We start from the raw sequence: 20,167 nt of genomic DNA, 5'->3' as shown, positions 1-20,167 counted from the left end.
ATGACAGAACAGCAAAAGCCTGTTAAGAATGATCTAAATAAAAAGCGCTGGCATGTTGTCGGCATTGTCACACTTTGTTTCGTGGCAAGCTTTTTGGGTGCTTGGGCTTTTAGCGCAACGGGTCTAGTTAATTTTGATGCTTCGCGCTCAATAGAGAGCAACCGCGAAACTATTGTTTTACAAGAAGGTGAAGTTGTTGCCGAGATTTTTAAAAAGGTAAGTCCAAGTACCGTGGCTATAATAACGCAGCAAGTAAGCGCCGATGGTTTTTACGAACCTTATGTGAGTGAGGGTGCGGGCAGCGGAATTGTAATTAGTAAAGACGGTTATATTTTAACTAATAAACACGTTGTTCCAGAGGGGACCGATACTGCTAAGATCGTAATGGATGACGGAACTCAGTACGATGCTCAGGTTGTTGGTCGTGATCCATTGAATGATTTGGCATTTTTGAAGATTGCTGGCGTAGATAACTTATCGCCGGCTGAGTTAGGAGATTCGGGCGACGTACAACCAGGCCAAAAGGCGATTGCGGTTGGAAATGCATTGGGTGAATTCCGCAACACTGTCACTAGCGGAATTATTTCGGGTATCGGTAGGCCGATCGAGGCTGTAGGTGAACTTGGTTCGGCGGAAAAACTGGAAAATTTAATTCAGACGGATGCAGCTATTAATCCTGGAAATTCCGGTGGCCCGCTGGTTAACTTAAAAGGTGAAGTTATTGGAGTTAATACGGCCATATCCGAAGGTGCCGAAGGTATGGGTTTTGCAATTCCAATTAACGATGCTAAGGCTATTATAAAATCTATGCTTGAGCAGGGCCGAATTATTAAACCGTACCTAGGGGTTCGTTATGTCGCTTTGAACTCCGACAATGCCCGGGAATTTGGTGTAAACATTACAAAAGGTGCTATTTTGATAGATGGCGGTAACGGTGAGCCCTCGGTTGTGGTTGGGAGTCCAGCAGAAAAAGCCGGGCTTAAAACTGGCGATATTATTACAGACGTGAGCGGACAGCAGGTGAGAGAAGATCGTGGGCTGGCTAGTTTGCTTTCGCAATTTTCCGCGGGTGCCTCGGTTGAGTTAACAGTAATCCGAGATAATGTGGCGCAAAAAATGACCGTGGTTTTAGAGGAGTATCCAAGATGAGAACTGTGATTCCGCAAAATGCGCAGATAATCCCTGATAAAGCCAAATTAGTTTTTAAAGGTAAGATTTTTGATGTGTATCAGTGGGATCAAGAGATGTTCGATGGTTCAACTCAGGTTTTCGAACGCTTAAAGCGCCCCGATACAACCAAAGTTTTTGTTGTGCAGAATGAAAAAGTCATAGTTTTGCAAGAAGAACAGCCCGGTGGCCACGAGTTTTTTGATTTACCAGGCGGGAGGCACGATGTTGATTCCGAAACCGAGTTACAATCTGCTCAGCGTGAAGTTCGTGAGGAGACGGGTTTGGTTTTAAAAAACTGGAAGCTTGTAGATGTTGTGCAGCCGCAATCAAAAATAGATTGGTTTGTTTATACATTCGTGGCTTGGGAAGTTGAGACCCAAGGCAGTCCAGAAGTCCATGCCGGCGAAAAGATCGTAATAAAACAGTGCGATTTTGACGAAGCCCTCAAATTAGGCGAAGACCCTAAGGCAAGAAGCGACTTTAAACAATTGCTCGAGCGCGCTGGCTCGGTTAAAGGCCTGTTAGAACTACCAGAATTTGTTGATAATAAAGTTTAAATTTTTTGCAAAAGAAGCGCAAAATCTTTCTGCTCTAGTGTTCTAAATTTGTCTGAATATTTGCTAATAAGTTTGTGCTGTCTCGGATCAGCTTCGAGCAAGACGTAGCCGCTTTTACTAAGCCGCGTCGGTGCTTGATCTAGTAGTTTTTTTATCAATTTCAAGCCGAAATCGTCGGCAAAAAGTGCTGACTGTGGTTCAAAATCGGTTTCGGGCGAAGTCTGCCAAGACTTGTCGACATAAGGTAAATTGGCAATTATCATATCGTAAGTTCGATTTGTGTTCGAAAGTAGATCAGATTTGAAAAATTTGATCTCATGCTGGTGAGTATTTTCTTGATCAGTCTGCTCACTAATTAATTTGCTGTTTTTCTGAGCAATCTCAAGGGCGGCCTCACTAATGTCGCAGGCTTCAATTCGTAAGGCTGTTTCGCACGCCAAAGTCACAGCGATGGCGCCACTGCCAGTACCTACGTCTAAAAGGATGCCAGTTTTGAGTGTTTTTTTGGCGATTTCAATTAGCATTTCGGTTTCGGGACGAGGGATCAACACATCTGGTGTAACAATAAAATCTCGGCCATAAAACTCCTTTTTACCTGTTAAATAGGCAATCGGAATGTTGTGCGAGCGCAGTTTTATGAGCTCATCGAATTTTTGCGACATTTTCGCATTGACCTCAAAATTAGGGTTTGCTAAGATCCAGGCGCGATTTTTATTCAAAATAAACTCTGCCAAAACCAAAGTATCTAGGCGAGCAGTTGCAATGTTCGCCTGTTCAAGCTTAGACTGAGCTTGTTTAAGCTTGTTCAGCAGCGTGGGCTTTGAGTTCTCGCTCATAAGCTTGTAGATTCTCGATTAAATCGTCGATATCGCCGTTTAAGGCGCCGGGAATATTACTGCGGCTAAAACCAATTCGGTGGTCGGTAATACGATCTTGAGGGAAGTTATAGGTGCGGATTTTCTCTGATCGATCGCCAGAACCGATTAAGCTGCGGCGTTCTGCTGTTAGTTTGGCTTGTTCTTCTTCGATTTTTTTGGCAAGCAAACGACTTCGCAAAACGTTCATCGCTTTATCTTTGTTTTTAAGCTGCGATTTTTCGTCTTGGCAAATTACAACTAAACCAGTAGGCAAGTGTGTGATGCGCACGGCACTATCAGTTGTGTTAACACTTTGACCACCATTACCGCCCGATCGGAATACATCAATACGCAAGTCGTTAGGATTGATCTGTACGTCGGCTTCTTCGGCTTCGGGCAATACAGCTACAGTGATTGTGCTAGTGTGGATCCGACCTTGACTTTCGGTTGCCGGCACGCGCTGCACGCGGTGAACGCCAGACTCGAATTTAAGTGTACTGTAAACGTCGGCGCCCTTAACCGCAAAAGTTACCTCTTTAAAGCCACCGGCTTCTGATGAACTTTCGTTTATGAGTTCGGTTTTAAGGCCTCGTCGCTCTGCAAAGCGTTGATACATTCTAAAAACTTCGGCCGCAAATAAACTGGCTTCGTCGCCACCTGCGCCAGCCCGAATTTCTACAATTACGTTCTTTTCATCATTTGGATCTTTGGGAGTTAGGCGCTCAAAAAGTTTATTGTCTAGGTCTTCGTATTCTTTTTCTAGTGCCGGAACTTCTTCTTTTGCAAGCTCTGCTAACTCGTCATCGCCGCGCGCTAGTTCAATTGCTTCGGCAAGTTGTTTGCTAACTTGCTCTTGCCGCAAGCCAAGCTCAATGATTTCGTCGAGTTCGTTTAAACGACGAGTTTTTTTGGCGTACTCGGGATCGCTAAATGCGTCAGGACGCGACAAAAAATCCGTAAGTTGAGTCTTTTCGGCTTGTAAATGATCTAAATTAAGATTTATTTTTCCCATTAACTCACCCCCAAATTGTTGTCAGCCTGAAGTTACTTAGTTTCGGATTCTTCGGCTTTTTTAGCTGCGCGTGCAACAGTTTTTTTAGCTTTGCTTGCAAGAGCCTCGCGGCGAGCAGCAGCAGCTTCGGCACGAGCCTTAAAGCGGTCAACACGACCCTCGGTGTCGATCAAAGATTCTTTGCCGGTAAAGAACGGGTGAGAAGCGCTACTGATGTAGACTTCTAGCAATGGGTATTCGTTGCCGTCTTCCCATTTGATGGTTTTATCGGTTTTAGCGGTAGATTTAGTTAAAAACGCAAAATTTGCGCTTGGGTCCTGCACAACAACAGGACGGTAGTCGTTAGGGTGTAGTTCTTTTTTCATAATTACCAGTATTATATCTGTTTGATCTGTAAATGTCAAAGGTTTGGTTTTAAATTGCTCGCAACACGTTTGCTGTGTCGTTTGCTCCACCAAATCGCTATAGCGATGAACGCTAAGCCTAAGCTTCCAACAAACCACTCCGAAAGTTCAATATGATAGAGCTTTAGCAGCATAATTAGGCCCAAGAAAGCGATTGCCCAGTGTGCACCGTGCTCAAGAAATATGTATTTGCTGAGGGTTTTCGCTTTTACCAAATGTATGGTCATTGCGCGCACCCAAACTGCGCCAGCGCCCAGGCCTAGCATGATCAATAGAATACTGCTTGTTAGGGCAAATGCGCCGATTACGCCATCTAATGAAAACGAAGCGTCTAAGACTTCGAGATACAAGAAAGTTGCAAATGCTGCGGCACCGACTTTATGCTTGATGTCGAGTGATTTTTTACGAGTGTTTTCGAACGTAGCGCTCAAAAGTTCCAGCCCAATATGTAGGGCAATCGCCATTACAGATGCGATTAAAACCGCCGCCTGATGTTCGGCACCAACTGTAAAGTAAATTGCTATAGCAGAAAGTAGCATTACAAAAGTAGTGATGTTGTCGAAGCGGCCCAGGCGACCCAGGAGCTTTTCCAAAAAGCCTAACCAGTGGGTCTTTTTTTCGTAATCAATAAAGTAGCTTAGTGCGATCATAATTAAGAACGTACCGCCGAAGGCGCTGATCATTGGTTCGGCTTTTGCTAACTCGATTTCATAGGCATGAGTGTCGTTGATTGCTAAGTTTATAACTTCGGTCAAACCTAAGCCGGCAGTTGCCATAACTATTAAAATTGGCGCAAAGAATCGCACCACAAACACGGCGATAAAAATACCAACCGTCATAAAAAGTTTTTGCCAAAACGGCGATAGCGTGACGATAATTTTGCTGTTAACAACGGCGTTGTCGGCGCTAAATGTGGTTTCGAGTAAAGTTAGCACTATTACAGTAAAAAGCGCTTGCCAGCCTCCAAACGCGAAAGATAGTATCCAGATTACTGCAGTTGCGGTTATTGCAAACCAGTAGATTTTTAAGAGTTCTTTTATGTTCATAGGCTAATACTATATACCAGTTTGCGGCCATAGAAAAAGCCCGCGGAAGCCGCGGCCGGAGCCAGATGTTATCTTGGCTTCCGTGGGCTTTTTCGCGGGCTGTCAGCTCTCAAGCGTTGTGACCTGAAGTGCTCGGATCACGTCCTTGCGCAGCGTGAGTGCGCTCTCGAAGGTTGCCTCCCTCAGGTCGACGACCTCCAGGATGCGACCATAGGTCACGCAGGCGAGAGCAGCACAGCCCTCGACCGAGTGATCCTGCACGAGTGTTGCCGCGTAGATCGTCCGAAGGATTCGGAAGATCCGAACGAGTTGCTGCGTGACTTCGAGCTTGGTGCTGATGTTGGAGAGTGCCTGATCGGCGTCCACGATCCTCGGAATCGGGGACTCTTCGTCGAGCCCCAGCGAGGTTTCGCGAACGATTGCACCGAGATCCGGGGGGATGGTCTGAGACAGTTCGCGAACCATGTCGCCGATTCGACGATGGTCCAGTACTGAGCTCAGAAGTTCGTGAGTGCCGTTCCTTCTGGACAGTCCACTGAGTTCTCGCCTCAGGGTGTCCATCAGCAGACCGGCGACGAGGCTTCCTTGCCTTCGGTAGATCGCCGAGTCGGACTGTGGGTCGGTCTCAGTCACGATCTTCTCCTTCCGTTGTAGGCTACAAATTTATACCACAACTTGGTTAACTACACAATACATGCGTATACTGGACACAACAGATTAAGTTTGATAGAATACATCTGTAACAAATTTTAATGAAACAGTTTGTGTAAAAATCCTCCCATAAGGGCAGCGCACAAACAAAGATAAAGGATTAATCATGGCAGTATCAGTAGATATTAAGGCCTTGCTCGCGTCTGGCGCGCATTTTGGTCACAAAACAAGCCGTTGGCACCCAAAAATGGCCAAATACATTCACAGCAAACGAGCTGGAAGCCACATTATTGATTTAACAAAAACTGTTGAAGGTCTAGAAAAAGCTCTTCCGTTTTTGACCAAAACAGCAGCCGAAGGCAAGCAAATTTTATTTGTAAGCACAAAGCGCCAAGCTCGCGATATTGTTAAACAAGCTGCGCTTGAAACCAAGATGCCTTACATCACCGAGCGTTGGATGGGCGGAATGCTTACTAACACTAAAACTGTTAACGAACGCATCAAGCATTTGAAGCAGCTTGAAACCAAAATGGCGGCGGGCGAACTTGCTGGTCGTTATAACAAGCTAGAAGTTCAGCGCTTCCAAGAGGAAATTGACAGTTTAAACTTTAAGTACGGCGGTATTAAAGAGCTTAATGGTCGCCCAGGTGCAATGTTTGTTGTAGATGTTGTCGTCGAAGAAAACGCGATCAAAGAAGCTCGTCGTCTAGATATCCCTGTTGTTGCTATTGTTGACAGTAATGCAAACCCAGACTTGATTGACTACGTTATTCCTGCAAACGACGATGCAATTAAAGGTATTCAGTTAATTGTTGACTACGTAAAACAAGCTGTTGAAGAAGGCATCGCCGGGCGCAAGAGCTCTGATAAGAAGGGTGAATAAAATGGCAAACGTATCTTTAGATGAAGTAAAACGACTTAAAGATTTAACCGGCGTTGGTTTAACCGATGCAAAACAAGCTTTGGTCGACGCTGATGGCGACTTTGACAAGGCATTGAGCGAAATGCGCAAAAAAGGCTTGACCAAAGCCGAAAAGCGCGGCGAACGTGAAGCTAGCCAAGGTTTGGTAGAAAGCTATGTTCACAGTGGCCGAATTGGCGTTTTAGTAGAAGTTAACTGCGAAACCGACTTTGTGGCTCGCACTGACGACTTTAAAAACTTGGTGCACGACCTTGCAATGCATATTGCGGCAAGCGCGCCACTTTACGTTAACATCGAAGACGTTCCGGCCGACGTTCGCGAAGCAAAAGCTGCTGAATTTACTGAAAAAGTGAAAAACGAAGGCAAGCCAGAGGCAATGGTTCCAAAAATTGTTGAAGGCATGATCACCAAACACTTTGGCGAACTTTGCTTAATGGAACAACCATTCATCAAAAACCCAGACGAAAAAGTTGGCGACTTAGTAAAAAGTCATATCTCGAAATTAGGTGAAAATATCGTTGTGCGCCGCATGGCGCGATTTGAACTTGGTGTAAGCGAATAAGACGCTTAAAAATACCTAAGAAATAACCCCCCTAACAGGGGTTATTTCTATATTTAAGCATAAGCTCTAACATTGACTTTTTAAACTACTTATGTTATTATTACATTACCGTCCAAAAAGACGGCCTGCCAATCGGCAGAACCACGTACTTTGGAGTGATCATGAACGTTCTCGCGACGAACCCCTTCGGTAACGACCCGGCATTCGGCGTCGATGCTCCTCAGATGAGTGGCATGGCGTTCCTGCTGGCCGTCTTCGGGATTCTCAGCGCCGGCTTCTTTGCGTACCGCGCTACTATGCGCGCTCTGCCCCAGGAGCTCATCGGAAGCACGTCCAAGCGGGTCTTCACCCGAGACGACTTCCTGATCAACGTGATCAACCTTTTCTTCGCAACGGTCGGTATCAACATCCTGGCCTTCGCGTTCACGATCGACGGCTACCTCAACGTGGCGCAGGTCGTGAGCATCACCACCGGCTACGCCATCGTGCACAGCCTGCTGGCGATGATCGCCTGGGTCGCAACCGCCAACCCGAAGAAGATCTGAACAAAGTACCAACACAAACCCCCATGATGGGCCTGAATTCACGAGATGCAGGAGCCCCTCAGGGGGTTTCGCATGCCAAAAAGTTTTACTTCTGTTATTATAAAATTATGTTTGATACTAAAAAATACGAAGAACGCTTGCAACTAGCTTTGTTGCATTTTGAAGACGAGATTAAAAAAATCCGCACTGGCCGCGCTAACCCTGGAATGCTTGATGGCATCATGGTAGAAGCCTACGGCGCAAAAATGCCGCTCATCCAGGTGGCGACCATAACAGTGCCAGAACCACAACTTTTGCAGATCTCGCCATTTGACATGGCGAATTTACAAGCTGTCGTTAAAGCCATTCGCGACGACCAGAGTCTTGGCTTTAATCCGTCGGATGACGGGCGAGTAGTGCGTGTAAACGTGCCGCCGCTTACCACCGAGCGTCGCCAGCAAATTGTTAAACAGCTTGGCGAAAAAGTCGAAGATTGCCGCGTGGCTATGCGCAACGTTCGTCATGATGCGCTAAAAGACGCGAAAGCACAAAAAGACGCCAAAGCAATGTCCGAAGATGATGTCAAACGAGCGGAAAAATCCCTCGACGCAGCCATGGCTAGCGCGCAAACTAAGTTAGATACTCTTGCGAAGGCCAAAGAGCAAGAAATTATGACAATTTAGGACGGTTAAAAGCCGGCCGCCAGGACAACCTTGCTAACTGTTTTGTTTTTGGCTCCCAGCAGTTATAATTGCTGTAATGGAAATTGCATTACTTATTTTTGGTTTGATTTTATTCGTGGGGCTTATTATCGTACACGAGCTTGGCCATGCTATTGCCGCTAAACGTAACGGTGTCGAGGTAGAAGAATTCGGGATTGGTTTTCCACCCCGAGCATTCGCTAAAAAGCTTAAAAATGGCGTTCTTTTTAGCATTAACTGGCTGCCGATCGGCGGCTTTGTAAAGTTAAAAGGTGAACATGACGCAGCTAGTGGCGATGGCACGTACGGCGGCGCAACTCTATGGGCGAAAACCAAAATTCTGCTTGCCGGAGTTGCGATAAACTGGCTTGTTGCAGTGTTTATCTTCACTATTTTGGCGTTGGTTGGTCTTCCTAAAGTTTTTCCAAATCAGTTTACAATCCCGTCAGACACCGTAGTAGTTAGTTCTGATGTAAAAGTAGCGGTATTGGACGATTCGCCGGCGGCAAAGGCGGGCCTGCAATCGGGTGACATTATTAAAAGTGTCGCCGGCCAAACTGTTACGTCCGAAGCTCAGCTTACAGATTTAACAAAGGCTAGCGCTGGCCAAACCGTTCCAATTGTTTATGAGCGCAAAGGCCAAATAAATGAAACGGAAGCCACACTTAATGCCGAAAAAACAGATCAAGGTTATTTGGGTGTTGCCCCAACTACGCAAACTGCGCAGCGATCTACTTGGTCGGCGCCAATTGTCGGCGTAGGGGTAACCGTTCAGTTTACCTACGAAACAATAAAGGGTTTGTTTGATGTAGTAAAAAGCTTATTTAAAGCCGATTTTGCTACAGCTGGTGCAAGCGTGGCGGGCCCGGTTGGAATTTTCGGCATCCTAAAAGATAGTAGCGAGTCAGGTATAGTTCCAGTGCTATTCTTAATAGGAGTAATTTCGCTAACACTTGCTGTTATGAACGCGCTGCCAATACCTGCACTAGACGGTGGTCGGTTGTTTGTGACTTTAGTTTTTAAAGCGTTAAATAAACCACTTACCAAAGAGCGAGAAGAAGCTTTTCAGGCAGGCGGATTTATATTCCTGATGGTTTTAATTGTGGTTGTGACAGTTGTAGATGTTAGACGATTCTTCTAAAAAATCACAAGACGTTGCGTCAAGTCCAAAACAGCGAAAGCTGGGAATTGCCGGTGCACTTTTTTGGGGAGTGTTGATTTTTACGGCCCCAGCCGTAGTACTGGCATTTATCGCCCCTTTAGTCACGCAGCTAGACATTAGCGGTAACTTTAAAAACTTCATTGCTGCGCTTATTTATGAACTCTTGCTTATAGCTGGCGTCGCAGCAGTTCTAAAGTTCTATAAATTAGATTTTAAAGCGATCGGTTTTAGTGATTTTAACCTCAAATACCTAAAGACCGCTGGCTTGGCATTTTTAGCCTACATGCCGCTTTCGATTTTGTTTTTGGGCGTGATGAGCTTGCTTTTTCCGATCAACATGGAGGAATCCCAAGATGTTGGATTTGCGAATTTGGTCGGTGCTGAATATCTACTGACATTTTTTGTATTGGTAATTTTAACGCCATTCGCCGAAGAGTTTTTATTTAGAGGCCTAATTTTTACGGGTTTTCGCAACAAACTGCCATTTTGGTTTGCTGCCGTCTTGGTGAGTGTTTTTTTTGCAGCAGCACACTGGCAACTAAATGTGGCTATAGATGTTTTCGTAATGAGTATGATCAGTTGTTTCATCCGCGAAAAAAGCGGCAGTCTGTGGCCATCTATATTTTTGCATGTATTTAAAAACTCAGTAGCTTTTTTGCTGTTGTTTGTTTTTAAGGTTAGCTAGGTGTGGTATTATGTTGACAGATATGAAATTTGTTTTAAGCTACAAACCCCAGATTCCGGCTTGCCGGTAAATTTGTTTTAAACTAGCTTTTACAACTTAATCTTGGAACTTATATGAGTGAAAAAAAATTACTTCCTAAAAAAACTGGTGATCTTTCGGACTGGTATACAACGCTAATTCAACTAGCCGACTTAGCTGATTACGGTCCAAGTAAGGGATCGATGATCATTAAGCCTTACGGATACGCGATTTGGGAGCTTGCCCAAAAAGCCTTAGACGAAAAGTTCAAGGAGCACGGCGTGGAAAACGGATATTTTCCATTGTTTATTCCAATGTCTTTCTTGGAAAAAGAAAAGAATCACGTTGAAGGTTTTTCGCCGGAGCTTGCGGTCGTAACGCATGGCGGCGGTGAAAAACTCGAAGAGCCTTTAGTGGTTCGCCCAACCAGCGAAACAATTATCAACGATTCATTTAGCAAGTGGGTGCAGTCTTGGCGTGATTTGCCGATTCTGTTTAACCAGTGGTGTAACGTGGTGCGTTGGGAAAAACGTACTATGCCCTTTTTGCGCACTAGCGAGTTTTTATGGCAAGAAGGCCACACAGCTCATGCGACTCACAGCGAGGCAATAGAAACTCAAAAATGGGCGCTGGGCGTTTATAAACAAATTTACGAAGATTATTTTGCACTTTACGGATATCAGGGTCATAAATCTACATCAGAGCGGTTTGCGGGCGCTGACGACACTTTAACTCTTGAGCATCTTATGCCAAGCGGTAAAGCACTCCAAAGCTGTACGTCGCATGATTTAGGCCAGAACTTTGCCAAAGCCTTTGATATTAGTTTTCAGAACAAAGACGGCGAACAGGCATATGTTTGGCAGACTAGCTGGGGGCTTTCCACTAGATCAATCGGTGGTTTGATTTTGGCTCATGGAGACGACAACGGATTACGACTACCTCCTAAACTTGCGCCGATCCAGATTGTTATTTTGCCTGTGATTGCAAATGATGAGCTGGTTGATTTTTCCAGGAACCTTGAGAAATCTCTTAAATCTAAAGGTCTTAGGGTAAAAGTTGATGATCGCGACGACGAGCGCCTAGGGTTTAAGATTAATAAATGGGAAGTTAAAGGTGTACCGATTCGTATAGAAGTCGGCAAGCGCGAACTTGAAAACAATCAGGTTACCGTTGTTCGTCGATGGGACGGCAAAAAAGAGACGATAACAGTTGAAGAATTCGTTCAATCTGTTGAATCCCGCTTAGACGATATTCAAAAGAATATGCTTAAAGGTGCAAAAACTTTGGTAGAGCAACGAACTAGAGTTGCTAAAAATTACGAAGAGTTCAAACAGCTTATGACTCAAGAAGACAAAGGCTTTATTGAAGTCTATTGGAACGACAATAAAGAAATTGAAGCTAAAATCAAAGAAGAAACCAAGGCGTCGAGTCGCTGTATGATCGGCGAAGGCGAGGGAACCGACTTTTACACAGGCGAACCGAGTAAAACTAAATGGGTTTTTGCGCAATCTTACTAGATGTGTACCCTGTAGGTAAGAACTTGCAACAAAAAAACTAGGTTGCTATACTGGTCAAGTTGATTGAAAAGCGGCGCAGGCCAGGATAGCCGGTTTCAATTATCTTTAAAGAGACAATTTAGGAAAGAGAGTAATATGAAGAAAGCCTATCAGATAACGGCTGCTGGTAAGTTAGATTTAGAAAAAGAGCTTGAAGAGCTTAAGGCTCGTCGCGGTGAAGTTGCACAAAAAATTGCCGATGCACGTGACTACGGTGATTTGAGTGAAAATGCTGAATATGCCGAAGCACGTAACGAACAAGGTCAACTAGAAGGCCGGATTGCTGAAATCGAAGATATTTTGCAAAACGCAAGCATAATTAAAGCTCGTACAAGCAGCACTGTCGGCGTTGGAAGCAAAGTTACGCTTAAACACGATAGCGGTAAAAAAGTTGAGTATACAGTTGTTGGATCTGTTGAAGCTGACCCGCTAGCAGGCAAAATTAGCGACGAATCTCCAATTGGCCAGGCATTATTGGGTAAAAAAGTGGGCGACAAAGCCAGCATAAAAACGCCGAGTGGCGAGGTAAGTTATAGTATCGTAGCTATTGGATAATCTATCCGACCGAAAAAACCGCCACTCTTTAAAACCAAGTGGCGGTTTTTTGTTGGAACAGATATAATAATCAAAAAGGTGAAGTAAATATGGCAACTCTAAAAGATTTTCGCGACGAACGTATACGCAAACTTGAAGACTTAAAAAAGCTCGGCGTAAATCCTTACCCTGCTCATGCCGGTCGTACTCATGAGCTTGGCTTGATTACAGATAATTTTACCGAGCTTGAAGGTAAAAAAGTTACTGTTGTGGGTAGGATTTTGAATATACGTAAGTTTGGCAAAATCGCGTTTATAGTTGCCAAAGACGCTTCGGGAACATTGCAGCTGTTTTTAAGTGCCACTAAAATTAAACCGTTAGATGCCCAAAATAGTCAGCTCGGTATGGATCAGTTGCCACTTTTGGACACTGGTGATTTTATCGAGGCCACTGGCTATGTCGGCAAAACTAAAACCGGCGAGATCTCGGTAGAAGTCGAATCTTTACGCTTGCTTACAAAAGCATTGCGTCCGTTACCAAACGCCAATGAGGGTTTTACTAACAAAGAAGAACGCTTGCGACGTCGCTACGTTGATACTAATGTTAACCAGGATGTGTACGAGCGATTTTTGCGTCGTAGTGCTTTTTGGCAGTCCACGCGTAACTTTTTGTTGAGCGAAGGTTTTGTAGAAATTAATATTCCCGTGCTCGAGAACACAACCGGTGGTGCTGATGCTAATCCGTTTGTAACGCATATGCAAGCGCTCGACCAAGAATTTTATCTACGCATTAGTCACGAACTACCGCTTAAGCGTTTACTGGTTGGCGGTTACGAAAAAGTTTTTGATATCGGGCCGCGCTTTCGCAATGAAAACTATAGCGACGAACATTTACCAGAACACATTGCAATGGAGTGGTATTGGGCCTACGCCGATTGGCAGATGGGCATGAAACTAACAGAGGCGATGGTACGAAAAGTCGCTGACGAAACTTGGGGAAAGCGACAGTTTAAGCTTGCAAACGGCCAGGAGGTTGATTTGGGTCTGGATGGCGAGGATTGGCCGCGTATTAGTTTTGTACAGATCATTAAGGATCATTACGGTCTAGATGTATTTAGTTCAACTCTGGATGAAGTTAAAGAACAGCTTAAAAAACATAAAATCGAAGTTGAAAAGACCGAAAATCGATCGCGTGGAATTGACAAGCTGTGGAAGAAAGTTCGCGTAACTTTGCCGGGTCCAGCTTTTTTGGTGGATATCCCAACCTTTTTGCAGCCTTTGGCTAAGACCCAGCCTAAACACCCCGAGCTTACTGAGCAGTTTAACTTAATTTTGGGTGGCACAGAAGTTTGCAAGGCATACACCGAGCTTAACGATCCAATCGATCAGTTGGATCGCTTTAAAGAGCAACAACAGATGCGCGATGCCGGCGACGCTGAAGCAATGATGATGGATATAGATTATGTTGAGGCGCTTGAATATGCCATGCCGCCAGCCTGCGGGTACGGAAATAGTGAACGTTTGTTTTGGATGTTAGAGGGTGTGACGGCACGTGAAGGTGTGATTTTTCCTCAGTTGCGCCGCGAAACCGATGAAGTTACAAAAGCGATCTATAGCGACATTGATTTTACCAAAGACGTTGCTGACGGTATGAGGTAATAATTACAATACGTATTGCATGAGTACCCAACTAGGAGTATTGTTACTTTTAGTTTAAAGGAATTCTCTCATGGATTTAATTGGCGCGCTAGCCGCTTTAGTTTTTTGCTCTGGATATTTTTTGATTGCACTTGAGCAGAGATTTAATACTCATAAGTCAGCCATAGCGCTGATAATGGCAGGTATTTTATGGCTACTTGCAGCAATTCAAGGTGGCGAACACTTCGATGAGGTTGTAACTCATAACGCAGTCGATGTTTTAGGCGTAGTTGCGTTCTCGCTTGCATCAATGGCGTTGATCGAAATACTAGCGCACTACAGATTCTTTGACTGGATAAGAATGCAGCTAATGAAGCTTCACCTTGACGATAAGGGTCAGTTCATTTTAATGATGGCAATGACCTTTTTCCTGTCCGGCTTTTTGGATAACATTAGTTTAACTATCTCGATGATTCTGGTGGCGCGTAAGTTCTTTCAGGGCAAAAACTTACTTATTGCAGCCGCAGCAGTTGTAATCGCGGCAAACGGTGGTGGAGCCTGGTCACCAATTGGCGATGTTACGTCGTTACTTTTGTGGATTAGCGGTAAAGTTACCGCATGGCAGCTGATATCTACTGCATTTATTCCTACTGCAGCACTTGTGGCAACGGCCGGATTTTTACTATATCGCCAGCTTAGTCCTGCCGATTTTATTGAACACGACAAAGATGAAAAAGTTACTCTTGGTTTAAGTGAGAAAGTTATTATTGGCTCAGCGCTAATAAGCTTTATTTTGCCATTGGCTTTTAACTCGATCGGGGTACAGGCGTTTATTGGGCGACTATTTGGCCTGGGTATAACTTGGGCCTTGATCGAGCTCGCGAAGTCTAAGTTTACAAAACGCGAAAGCCACATGTCTGCAAATATCGAAAAAATCATTCAATCGATTGATATTTCGTCGTTAACTTTTATCATGGGTATTTTGCTGAGCGTTGGAGCACTGACGTCTATAGGAGTGCTATCTTACTTGTCGAGTATTGCCGTAGGCGCAAATCCAAGCCACGAATGGATAGTGTTCTTAGGGTCAGTGCTTGGACTGGCATCGGGGATAGTTGATAACTCGGCACTTATGGCAATTTCTTTACAAGTATTTCCGATTACAGATCCGTCACTTTGGGGTTTGATAGCAATTACAACTGGTACGGGAGGCTCGCTGCTCATTTTTGCTAGCGCGGCTGGCGTTGTTGCAATGGGTAGTCTAAAACAGCTCGATGTAAAAACGTATTTAAAAATCGGATCTTTGCCGGCCATGGCAGGCCTCGCTGTGGCAATTATAGTTTGGATTATTCAGGATCGCATAGTTAATATGTGATATAGTTAAAGAAGAATGAGATACCATTCTTCTGAACATAGTTCTCGAGGTTGGATATCTTTGTTGCGGCGTACGGGGATCTACTTTTTACTCGCGTCGTCAAGTCTGGCGGTTATAGGCGGCTTGGTTTATAAAATTGTAATTAGTTAAAGTTAGATCAATGAGAAAGCTCGTTACTCTAGTCTTTGTGATTTTATTAACTTTGCCACAAGGGGTTTTTGCGGCAAACGTTCAAGATTTTAAAATACCGAGGTTCGAGGCCGACTATTATTTAAGCTCTGACAAAGAAGCTGTGTCGGAACTCAGGGTAGAAGAGCGGATCACGGCGATTTTTCCAAACTTTAACCAAAATCACGGAATTTTGCGAGCTATACCTGAATCGTACGATGGCCATGGGCTAGAGCTTAGCATTATTAGCGTTAAAAATGCGCAAGATCAGAACGTACCCTACGAGACATACAGTGAAAATGGTAATTTGGTTTTGCAAATCGGTGAGGCAGATACATATGTGCATGGAGAGCAGATCTACAAAATTAGTTATCTAATGCGTGGAGTTACCCTAAACTTAGATGACCATGATGAGTTATATTGGGATGTCAACGGCGATCAATGGCAGCAGCAAATGACTAATGTTGAGGCTCGGGTTCATTTAACGCCTGAGCTTGCCGCTAAGCTGCAAGACCAAAAATTTTGTTTTACTGGTAGTTTTGGAGAAACCAATCAGTTTTGCGATATAACAACGAACGACTCTTTAAGTGGTAAAACCATTACAGTAAAGAGTGATACAGCTCTTGATGCTGGCCAAACTCTAACCTTTGCGCTGCTGTTCAATTCTGATGCGTTTGTAGCTTATAAGCCAAGTGCCAAAGTTGTTCTAAGGTGGGTTGCAATCGCGGCAGTGGTTGTTCTTCCGCCGGTTATAGCACTAATTATAGTAGTACGCAATTGGCGTCGTTACGGTCGAGACCCCAAGGGAAGAGGCATTATTGTGCCGGAGTATTTGCCGCCAAAGAATATTACGGTTTTGGAGTCCAACGCACTTTTAACTGAAAGATTTGAATCAAAGGCTATCTCAGCGCAAATTATTGATCTTGCAGTTCGCCATTTTATAAAAATCTACGAAATCAAAGAGAATAAGCTGATTGGGCACAAGACAGACTACGAGATTGAATACAACAGAGATGGTGAGCTCGCAAAAGAGGAGCGCGAGGTTTTAAGTTTGATTTTTGGTAGTCAGAATCCGCGCAAAGGCGACAAAGTAAAGCTTGGTAGTATTAGTAAAACTTTGGCGACTAAAGTTCAAAAGCTTGGCAAAGATATAAATTCTAACTTGGCGACAAAAGGCTACTTTAGGGTCGCGCCTGAAAAGGCAAAAACACCGTATATTGTGGTCGGAGCTATGCTGATGGTCGTGGGTTTTGTGTTTGTTCCATGGACTATCGGATTAATTTTGGCGGGACTTATTGTAATGATTGCTAGTGGTACGATGCCGGCACGCACTGCGTTGGGTGTTGAAAAACGTGATCATTTGCTCGGCTTAAAAATGTACATGCAACTGGCCGAAGCAGAGCGAATTAAAGTTTTGCAAAGTCCCCAAGGAACTTTAACCGAAAAAGTAAACGTTGACGATAAAAAGCAATTAGTAAAACTTTACGAACGACTACTGCCATACGCAATGTTATTTGGGATTGAAAAGGAATGGGCAAAACAACTGGCGCACTTATATGAACAGGAGCCGAGCTGGTATAGTGGATCAACGACGTTTAACTCGGTGGTTTTTGCAAGTACACTTTCGAGCTTCGAGTCGGCGAGCGCTGCGAGTTTCGCGCCTCCGAGTTCTGGCGGCAGCGGCGGCTCGGGTGGGTTCTCGGGCGGCGGTGGTGGAGGTGGCGGCGGAGGGGGCTGGTAATTGTTTGTTTCGCAGCAAAATCGGAGTACTATTAGTTCAGCAAAAGGAGAGTTATGTTAGAAACCGCTCAGCAAAATATTCGTGAGGCCGCGACTCGCTTGGGGTACAGCGAACAAAAAATTCAGGCGTTGCTGGAGGCCGAAGCTGAGCATATTTTTGAAATTGAACTTAAAAATGGCAAAAAATTTACAGCCTATAGAGTGCAGCATAGTAATAAGTTGGGGCCGTTCAAGGGCGGAGTCAGGTTTCATAAACAGGTAAACTTAGATGAAGTTCGCGCACTCGCAACTTTAATGAGTTTAAAAACCGCCGCAGTTGGACTGCCGCTTGGCGGAGGCAAGGGCGGGGTTGTTGTTGACCCTAAGACTCTGAGCGCAGATGAAATCGAAGAATTATCGCGAGCTTATGCCCGGCACTTGGCGCCACATATAGGATCGGACAAAGATGTTCCGGCGCCAGATGTTAATACTAATGCGCAAATCATAGACTGGATGGTAGATGAGTTTGAGAAAACCATCGGCAAAAAAGATGCGGCAAGTTTTACGGGTAAATCAACTAAGTACGGGGGCAGCGAAGGGCGCGAAGCCGCTACTGGCTTGGGTGGTGCGATAAGCCTGCGTGAATTTTTAAAGAGCAAGAATTTGCTAAACTCGCCGCTAACGGTCGCCTTGCAAGGCTTTGGGAATGTGGGCTATTTTTTTGCGGAATCGATCAAGAAAGTCGCGCCAAATTTAAAACTTATTGCTATAGCAAACAGTAAAAACACATGGGTTAATTCCGATGGCATAAATGTTGAGGGTCGTCAAAAAAGCATACCGCAGCCAGAAGATTTAGATGATTTAAAAAATGCCAAGATTTTACCAAGCAGCGAGATTATCGGTGTGCAAGCCGATATCTTGGTTTTGGCCGCGCTTGAGGATGCAGTTACAAAAGAGAATGTCGATAAAGTTAGGGCAGATTTTATCGTTGAACTTGCAAATGGCCCGATTAGCAAGCAGGCTGAGGACACCTTAATTGAGCGTAAAAAGGTAATTTTGCCAGATGTAATTGCAAATGCTGGTGGCGTTACTGTGTCTTGCTTGGAATGGCAGCAAAACCTGGCTGGCGAGACTTGGACGGAGCTATCAGTTAACCAAAAATTAGATGAAGTCATTTCGGCAGCTACTCAAAAGACTATAAGATACGCCAGTAAAAATAATGTCAGTTTAAAGCAAGCGGCGTTTGAAATTGCGTTAAAAAAATTGCTTGACTAGTTGGTGTGCGAGGGGTGGCCACGAGATTTCGGGCCGCCCCTCGCAGGGTTTTTACGGGTAGAAGGGGAATGGGTTTCGGATCGCCGTCATGATGTGTGTGACGATCGCGAGCGGAGATACTCCGAGTTCTTTGAGGGACAGGGGGTAGGCATTACTGGATGGGTCGTCCAACAGCTCCAGCAGGTGGACTGTCAGGTTGTTGATGGTCGTGTGTACGACCTCGCCGAACCGCGGCCAGCCTTGCTGTCGAACTGCGTTGTAGTTGGCGCTCAGGTAGGCTGCCAGCTTCTCGCGCGACTGAGGTTCAAGCGCACGCTGCAGTCCATCGAGTCCTCCGCGGTTAAAGTGGAGCTCGACGTAGTTCATGAACGAATCTCCCACGAACTTGCGGAAGACGTTCACGTTCTCCTCGATGCCCTCGGCCTTTTCGGTCATTCATCCTCCCGATGTAGTACCTAAAAAAAATTATATAATTTTATTTGCAAAAAGCAAACATTTATAACACAAGCATTTTTACTTATAATAAGATGTATGAGCAAACGAGCGCGCAAAAAACCATTACTAAAAAAGCTCAATAAGTGGTGGCTCGGCTATGAATACAAGCATTCAACTTTAGCCATGCTGGTAATTATATTATTTATTCTGCTTCTAGACAGCGTATTCTTAAGCAGTATTTTTAGCTATATAGAAAGTTTTGGTTATCTTGGAGGCTTTATTGCGGGTCTACTTTCGGTGTCGTTTTTTACCGCCGCTCCAGCCATAGTTTTGATGATAGATCTTTCCAGTAAATACGAGCCGTACCTTTTGGCATTAGTAATCGCCACTGGGTCAACAGCAGGCGACTGGATTGCGCTAAAATTTTATGACGAAAAAGTTTTTGCCGAGCTACGACCATTATTCAAAAAGTTTCGAGTTCCAAGCTTGGTTAAAGTCATGCGACACCGATTTACTACGTGGATCTTATTTTTAATCGGTGCCTTTATAATTGCTACGCCAATCCCCGACGAAGTTGGCTTAAGTCTGATGGGAATTTCGCGTTTTAAGCGCCGTTATATCTTGTTCATCTGTTTTCTACTTAACATAATCGGCGTACTGGCTGTTATACTAGCAGCAAGAGCATTACGGTGATTTAATTAATATATGAATAAACAAACAGCAATTTTAGCAGCCGGCTGCTTTTGGGGAGTCCAGGCTTATTTTGATCAAGTTCCCGGGGTAATGGAAACCGAGGTTGGGTACACTGGCGGTCATACTAAAAATCCAACCTACGATCAAGTTTGTCAGCACGATACTGGACATGCTGAAGCCGTCAAAATTGACTTTGACGCTAACAAGATTAGCTATAAAGATATTTTGCGGCAATTCTTTAGAATGCACGATCCAACGCAAGTCGATGGTCAGGGCCCAGACATCGGCGATAATTATCGTAGCGCAATATTTTACATAAATGATGATCAGAAAAATGTCGCAGAACAAGTAAAAGCAATGGTTCAAAAAGATTTTAAAGTGCCCCTGGCTACCGAGATTACAAAAGCTAGTGAGTTTTATCGAGCCGAAGAATATCACCAAAAATACACCGAAAAAACTGGGCTAGGCGCTTGTCACGTGCCATACTCGGAGCTGCCAAGGTTGTAA

22 protein-coding genes are annotated in these 20,167 nt (G+C 44.6%); 15 read left to right on the top strand and 7 right to left on the bottom strand.

Annotated elements, in window-relative coordinates:
• On the top strand, positions 1-1,149 hold the full coding sequence (locus tag VLA77_04870) for a trypsin-like peptidase domain-containing protein (protein ID HSE29889.1): 1,149 nt from the start codon (positions 1-3) through the stop codon (positions 1,147-1,149).
• A complete protein-coding gene (locus tag VLA77_04865; protein HSE29888.1) occupies positions 1,146-1,727 on the top strand; it encodes an NUDIX domain-containing protein in 582 nt (193 codons plus the stop codon). The genes VLA77_04870 and VLA77_04865 overlap by 4 nt, the downstream gene beginning before the upstream one ends.
• Here VLA77_04865 and prmC read toward each other — a convergent pair.
• The 5 genes from prmC to VLA77_04840 form a co-directional block, all read right to left on the bottom strand.
• Positions 1,724-2,563 carry a peptide chain release factor N(5)-glutamine methyltransferase gene (gene prmC, locus VLA77_04860; GenBank protein HSE29887.1) on the bottom strand — a complete coding sequence of 280 codons (840 nt, stop codon included), beginning with the start codon at positions 2,561-2,563 and terminating at the stop codon, positions 1,724-1,726. The two genes, VLA77_04865 and prmC, sit on opposite strands and share 4 nt — an antisense overlap.
• The gene (gene prfA, locus VLA77_04855) at positions 2,523-3,596 is read right to left on the bottom strand and encodes a peptide chain release factor 1 (GenBank protein HSE29886.1); all 1,074 of its coding nucleotides are present in this window, start codon (positions 3,594-3,596) and stop codon (positions 2,523-2,525) included. Before prfA ends, prmC begins: the two co-directional genes overlap by 41 nt.
• Before the next feature lie 32 nt (positions 3,597-3,628).
• Positions 3,629-3,961: a type B 50S ribosomal protein L31 gene (locus VLA77_04850; protein HSE29885.1), complete on the bottom strand. Its 333-nt coding sequence runs from the start codon at positions 3,959-3,961 to the stop codon at positions 3,629-3,631.
• A 35-nt stretch (positions 3,962-3,996) separates the two neighbouring features.
• Positions 3,997-5,046 (bottom strand): DUF475 domain-containing protein, encoded by a 1,050-nt coding sequence (locus tag VLA77_04845; GenBank protein ID HSE29884.1) that lies wholly within the window; start codon positions 5,044-5,046, stop codon positions 3,997-3,999.
• 102 nt (positions 5,047-5,148) lie between these two features.
• Positions 5,149-5,679 carry a hypothetical protein gene (locus tag VLA77_04840; GenBank protein ID HSE29883.1) on the bottom strand — a complete coding sequence of 177 codons (531 nt, stop codon included), beginning with the start codon at positions 5,677-5,679 and terminating at the stop codon, positions 5,149-5,151.
• A gap of 184 nt (positions 5,680-5,863) precedes the next feature.
• Between VLA77_04840 and rpsB the strand changes: the two genes are divergently transcribed.
• Together rpsB and VLA77_04830 are read left to right on the top strand one after the other, a co-directional pair.
• A complete protein-coding gene (rpsB, locus tag VLA77_04835) occupies positions 5,864-6,580 on the top strand; it encodes a 30S ribosomal protein S2 (GenBank protein ID HSE29882.1) in 717 nt (238 codons plus the stop codon).
• A 1-nt stretch (position 6,581) separates the two neighbouring features.
• A complete protein-coding gene (locus VLA77_04830; GenBank protein ID HSE29881.1) occupies positions 6,582-7,181 on the top strand; it encodes a translation elongation factor Ts in 600 nt (199 codons plus the stop codon).
• Between the two features lie 89 nt (positions 7,182-7,270).
• On the opposite strand, the gene VLA77_04825 is transcribed toward VLA77_04830, so the two are convergent.
• Positions 7,271-7,768, bottom strand: coding sequence for a hypothetical protein (locus VLA77_04825; GenBank protein HSE29880.1), 498 nt, complete (start codon positions 7,766-7,768; stop codon positions 7,271-7,273).
• Between the two features lie 65 nt (positions 7,769-7,833).
• Here VLA77_04825 and frr point away from each other — a divergent pair, with 65 nt between their 5' ends.
• The 9 genes from frr (at position 7,834) to VLA77_04780 (ending at position 18,532) form a co-directional block, all read left to right on the top strand.
• The gene (gene frr, locus VLA77_04820) at positions 7,834-8,388 is read left to right on the top strand and encodes a ribosome recycling factor (protein HSE29879.1); all 555 of its coding nucleotides are present in this window, start codon (positions 7,834-7,836) and stop codon (positions 8,386-8,388) included.
• A 76-nt stretch (positions 8,389-8,464) separates the two neighbouring features.
• Positions 8,465-9,547, top strand: a complete 1,083-nt coding sequence (locus VLA77_04815) for a M50 family metallopeptidase (protein ID HSE29878.1) — start codon at positions 8,465-8,467, stop codon at positions 9,545-9,547.
• Complete coding sequence (locus tag VLA77_04810; GenBank protein ID HSE29877.1) at positions 9,528-10,253, top strand: type II CAAX endopeptidase family protein; 726 nt, start codon at positions 9,528-9,530, stop codon at positions 10,251-10,253. The genes VLA77_04815 and VLA77_04810 overlap by 20 nt, the downstream gene beginning before the upstream one ends.
• A gap of 113 nt (positions 10,254-10,366) precedes the next feature.
• Positions 10,367-11,788 (top strand): proline--tRNA ligase, encoded by a 1,422-nt coding sequence (gene proS / locus VLA77_04805; protein ID HSE29876.1) that lies wholly within the window; start codon positions 10,367-10,369, stop codon positions 11,786-11,788.
• 135 nt (positions 11,789-11,923) lie between these two features.
• Positions 11,924-12,382 carry a transcription elongation factor GreA gene (gene greA / locus VLA77_04800; protein HSE29875.1) on the top strand — a complete coding sequence of 153 codons (459 nt, stop codon included), beginning with the start codon at positions 11,924-11,926 and terminating at the stop codon, positions 12,380-12,382.
• A gap of 89 nt (positions 12,383-12,471) precedes the next feature.
• Complete coding sequence (locus VLA77_04795; GenBank protein ID HSE29874.1) at positions 12,472-14,019, top strand: lysine--tRNA ligase; 1,548 nt, start codon at positions 12,472-12,474, stop codon at positions 14,017-14,019.
• Between the two features lie 70 nt (positions 14,020-14,089).
• On the top strand, positions 14,090-15,370 hold the full coding sequence (gene nhaD, locus VLA77_04790; protein ID HSE29873.1) for a sodium:proton antiporter NhaD: 1,281 nt from the start codon (positions 14,090-14,092) through the stop codon (positions 15,368-15,370).
• A gap of 160 nt (positions 15,371-15,530) precedes the next feature.
• Complete coding sequence (locus VLA77_04785; GenBank protein ID HSE29872.1) at positions 15,531-17,279, top strand: DUF2207 domain-containing protein; 1,749 nt, start codon at positions 15,531-15,533, stop codon at positions 17,277-17,279.
• Between the two features lie 53 nt (positions 17,280-17,332).
• Entirely contained in the window at positions 17,333-18,532 is a 1,200-nt protein-coding gene (locus VLA77_04780; GenBank protein ID HSE29871.1) for a Glu/Leu/Phe/Val dehydrogenase, read from the top strand.
• Between the two features lie 51 nt (positions 18,533-18,583).
• Here VLA77_04780 and VLA77_04775 read toward each other — a convergent pair whose 3' ends face one another.
• Complete coding sequence (locus tag VLA77_04775) at positions 18,584-18,967, bottom strand: hypothetical protein (protein ID HSE29870.1); 384 nt, start codon at positions 18,965-18,967, stop codon at positions 18,584-18,586.
• A gap of 96 nt (positions 18,968-19,063) precedes the next feature.
• Here VLA77_04775 and VLA77_04770 point away from each other — a divergent pair, with 96 nt between their 5' ends.
• Together VLA77_04770 and msrA are read left to right on the top strand one after the other, a co-directional pair.
• A complete protein-coding gene (locus tag VLA77_04770) occupies positions 19,064-19,660 on the top strand; it encodes a hypothetical protein (protein HSE29869.1) in 597 nt (198 codons plus the stop codon).
• Between the two features lie 12 nt (positions 19,661-19,672).
• Positions 19,673-20,167 carry a peptide-methionine (S)-S-oxide reductase MsrA gene (msrA, locus tag VLA77_04765; protein ID HSE29868.1) on the top strand — a complete coding sequence of 165 codons (495 nt, stop codon included), beginning with the start codon at positions 19,673-19,675 and terminating at the stop codon, positions 20,165-20,167.

The organism is Candidatus Saccharimonadales bacterium (genome assembly GCA_035457485.1).
GTDB lineage: Bacteria > Patescibacteriota > Saccharimonadia > Saccharimonadales > EFPC-124 > DATIBO01.
This window is presented reverse-complemented; position numbering and strand designations above follow the sequence as displayed.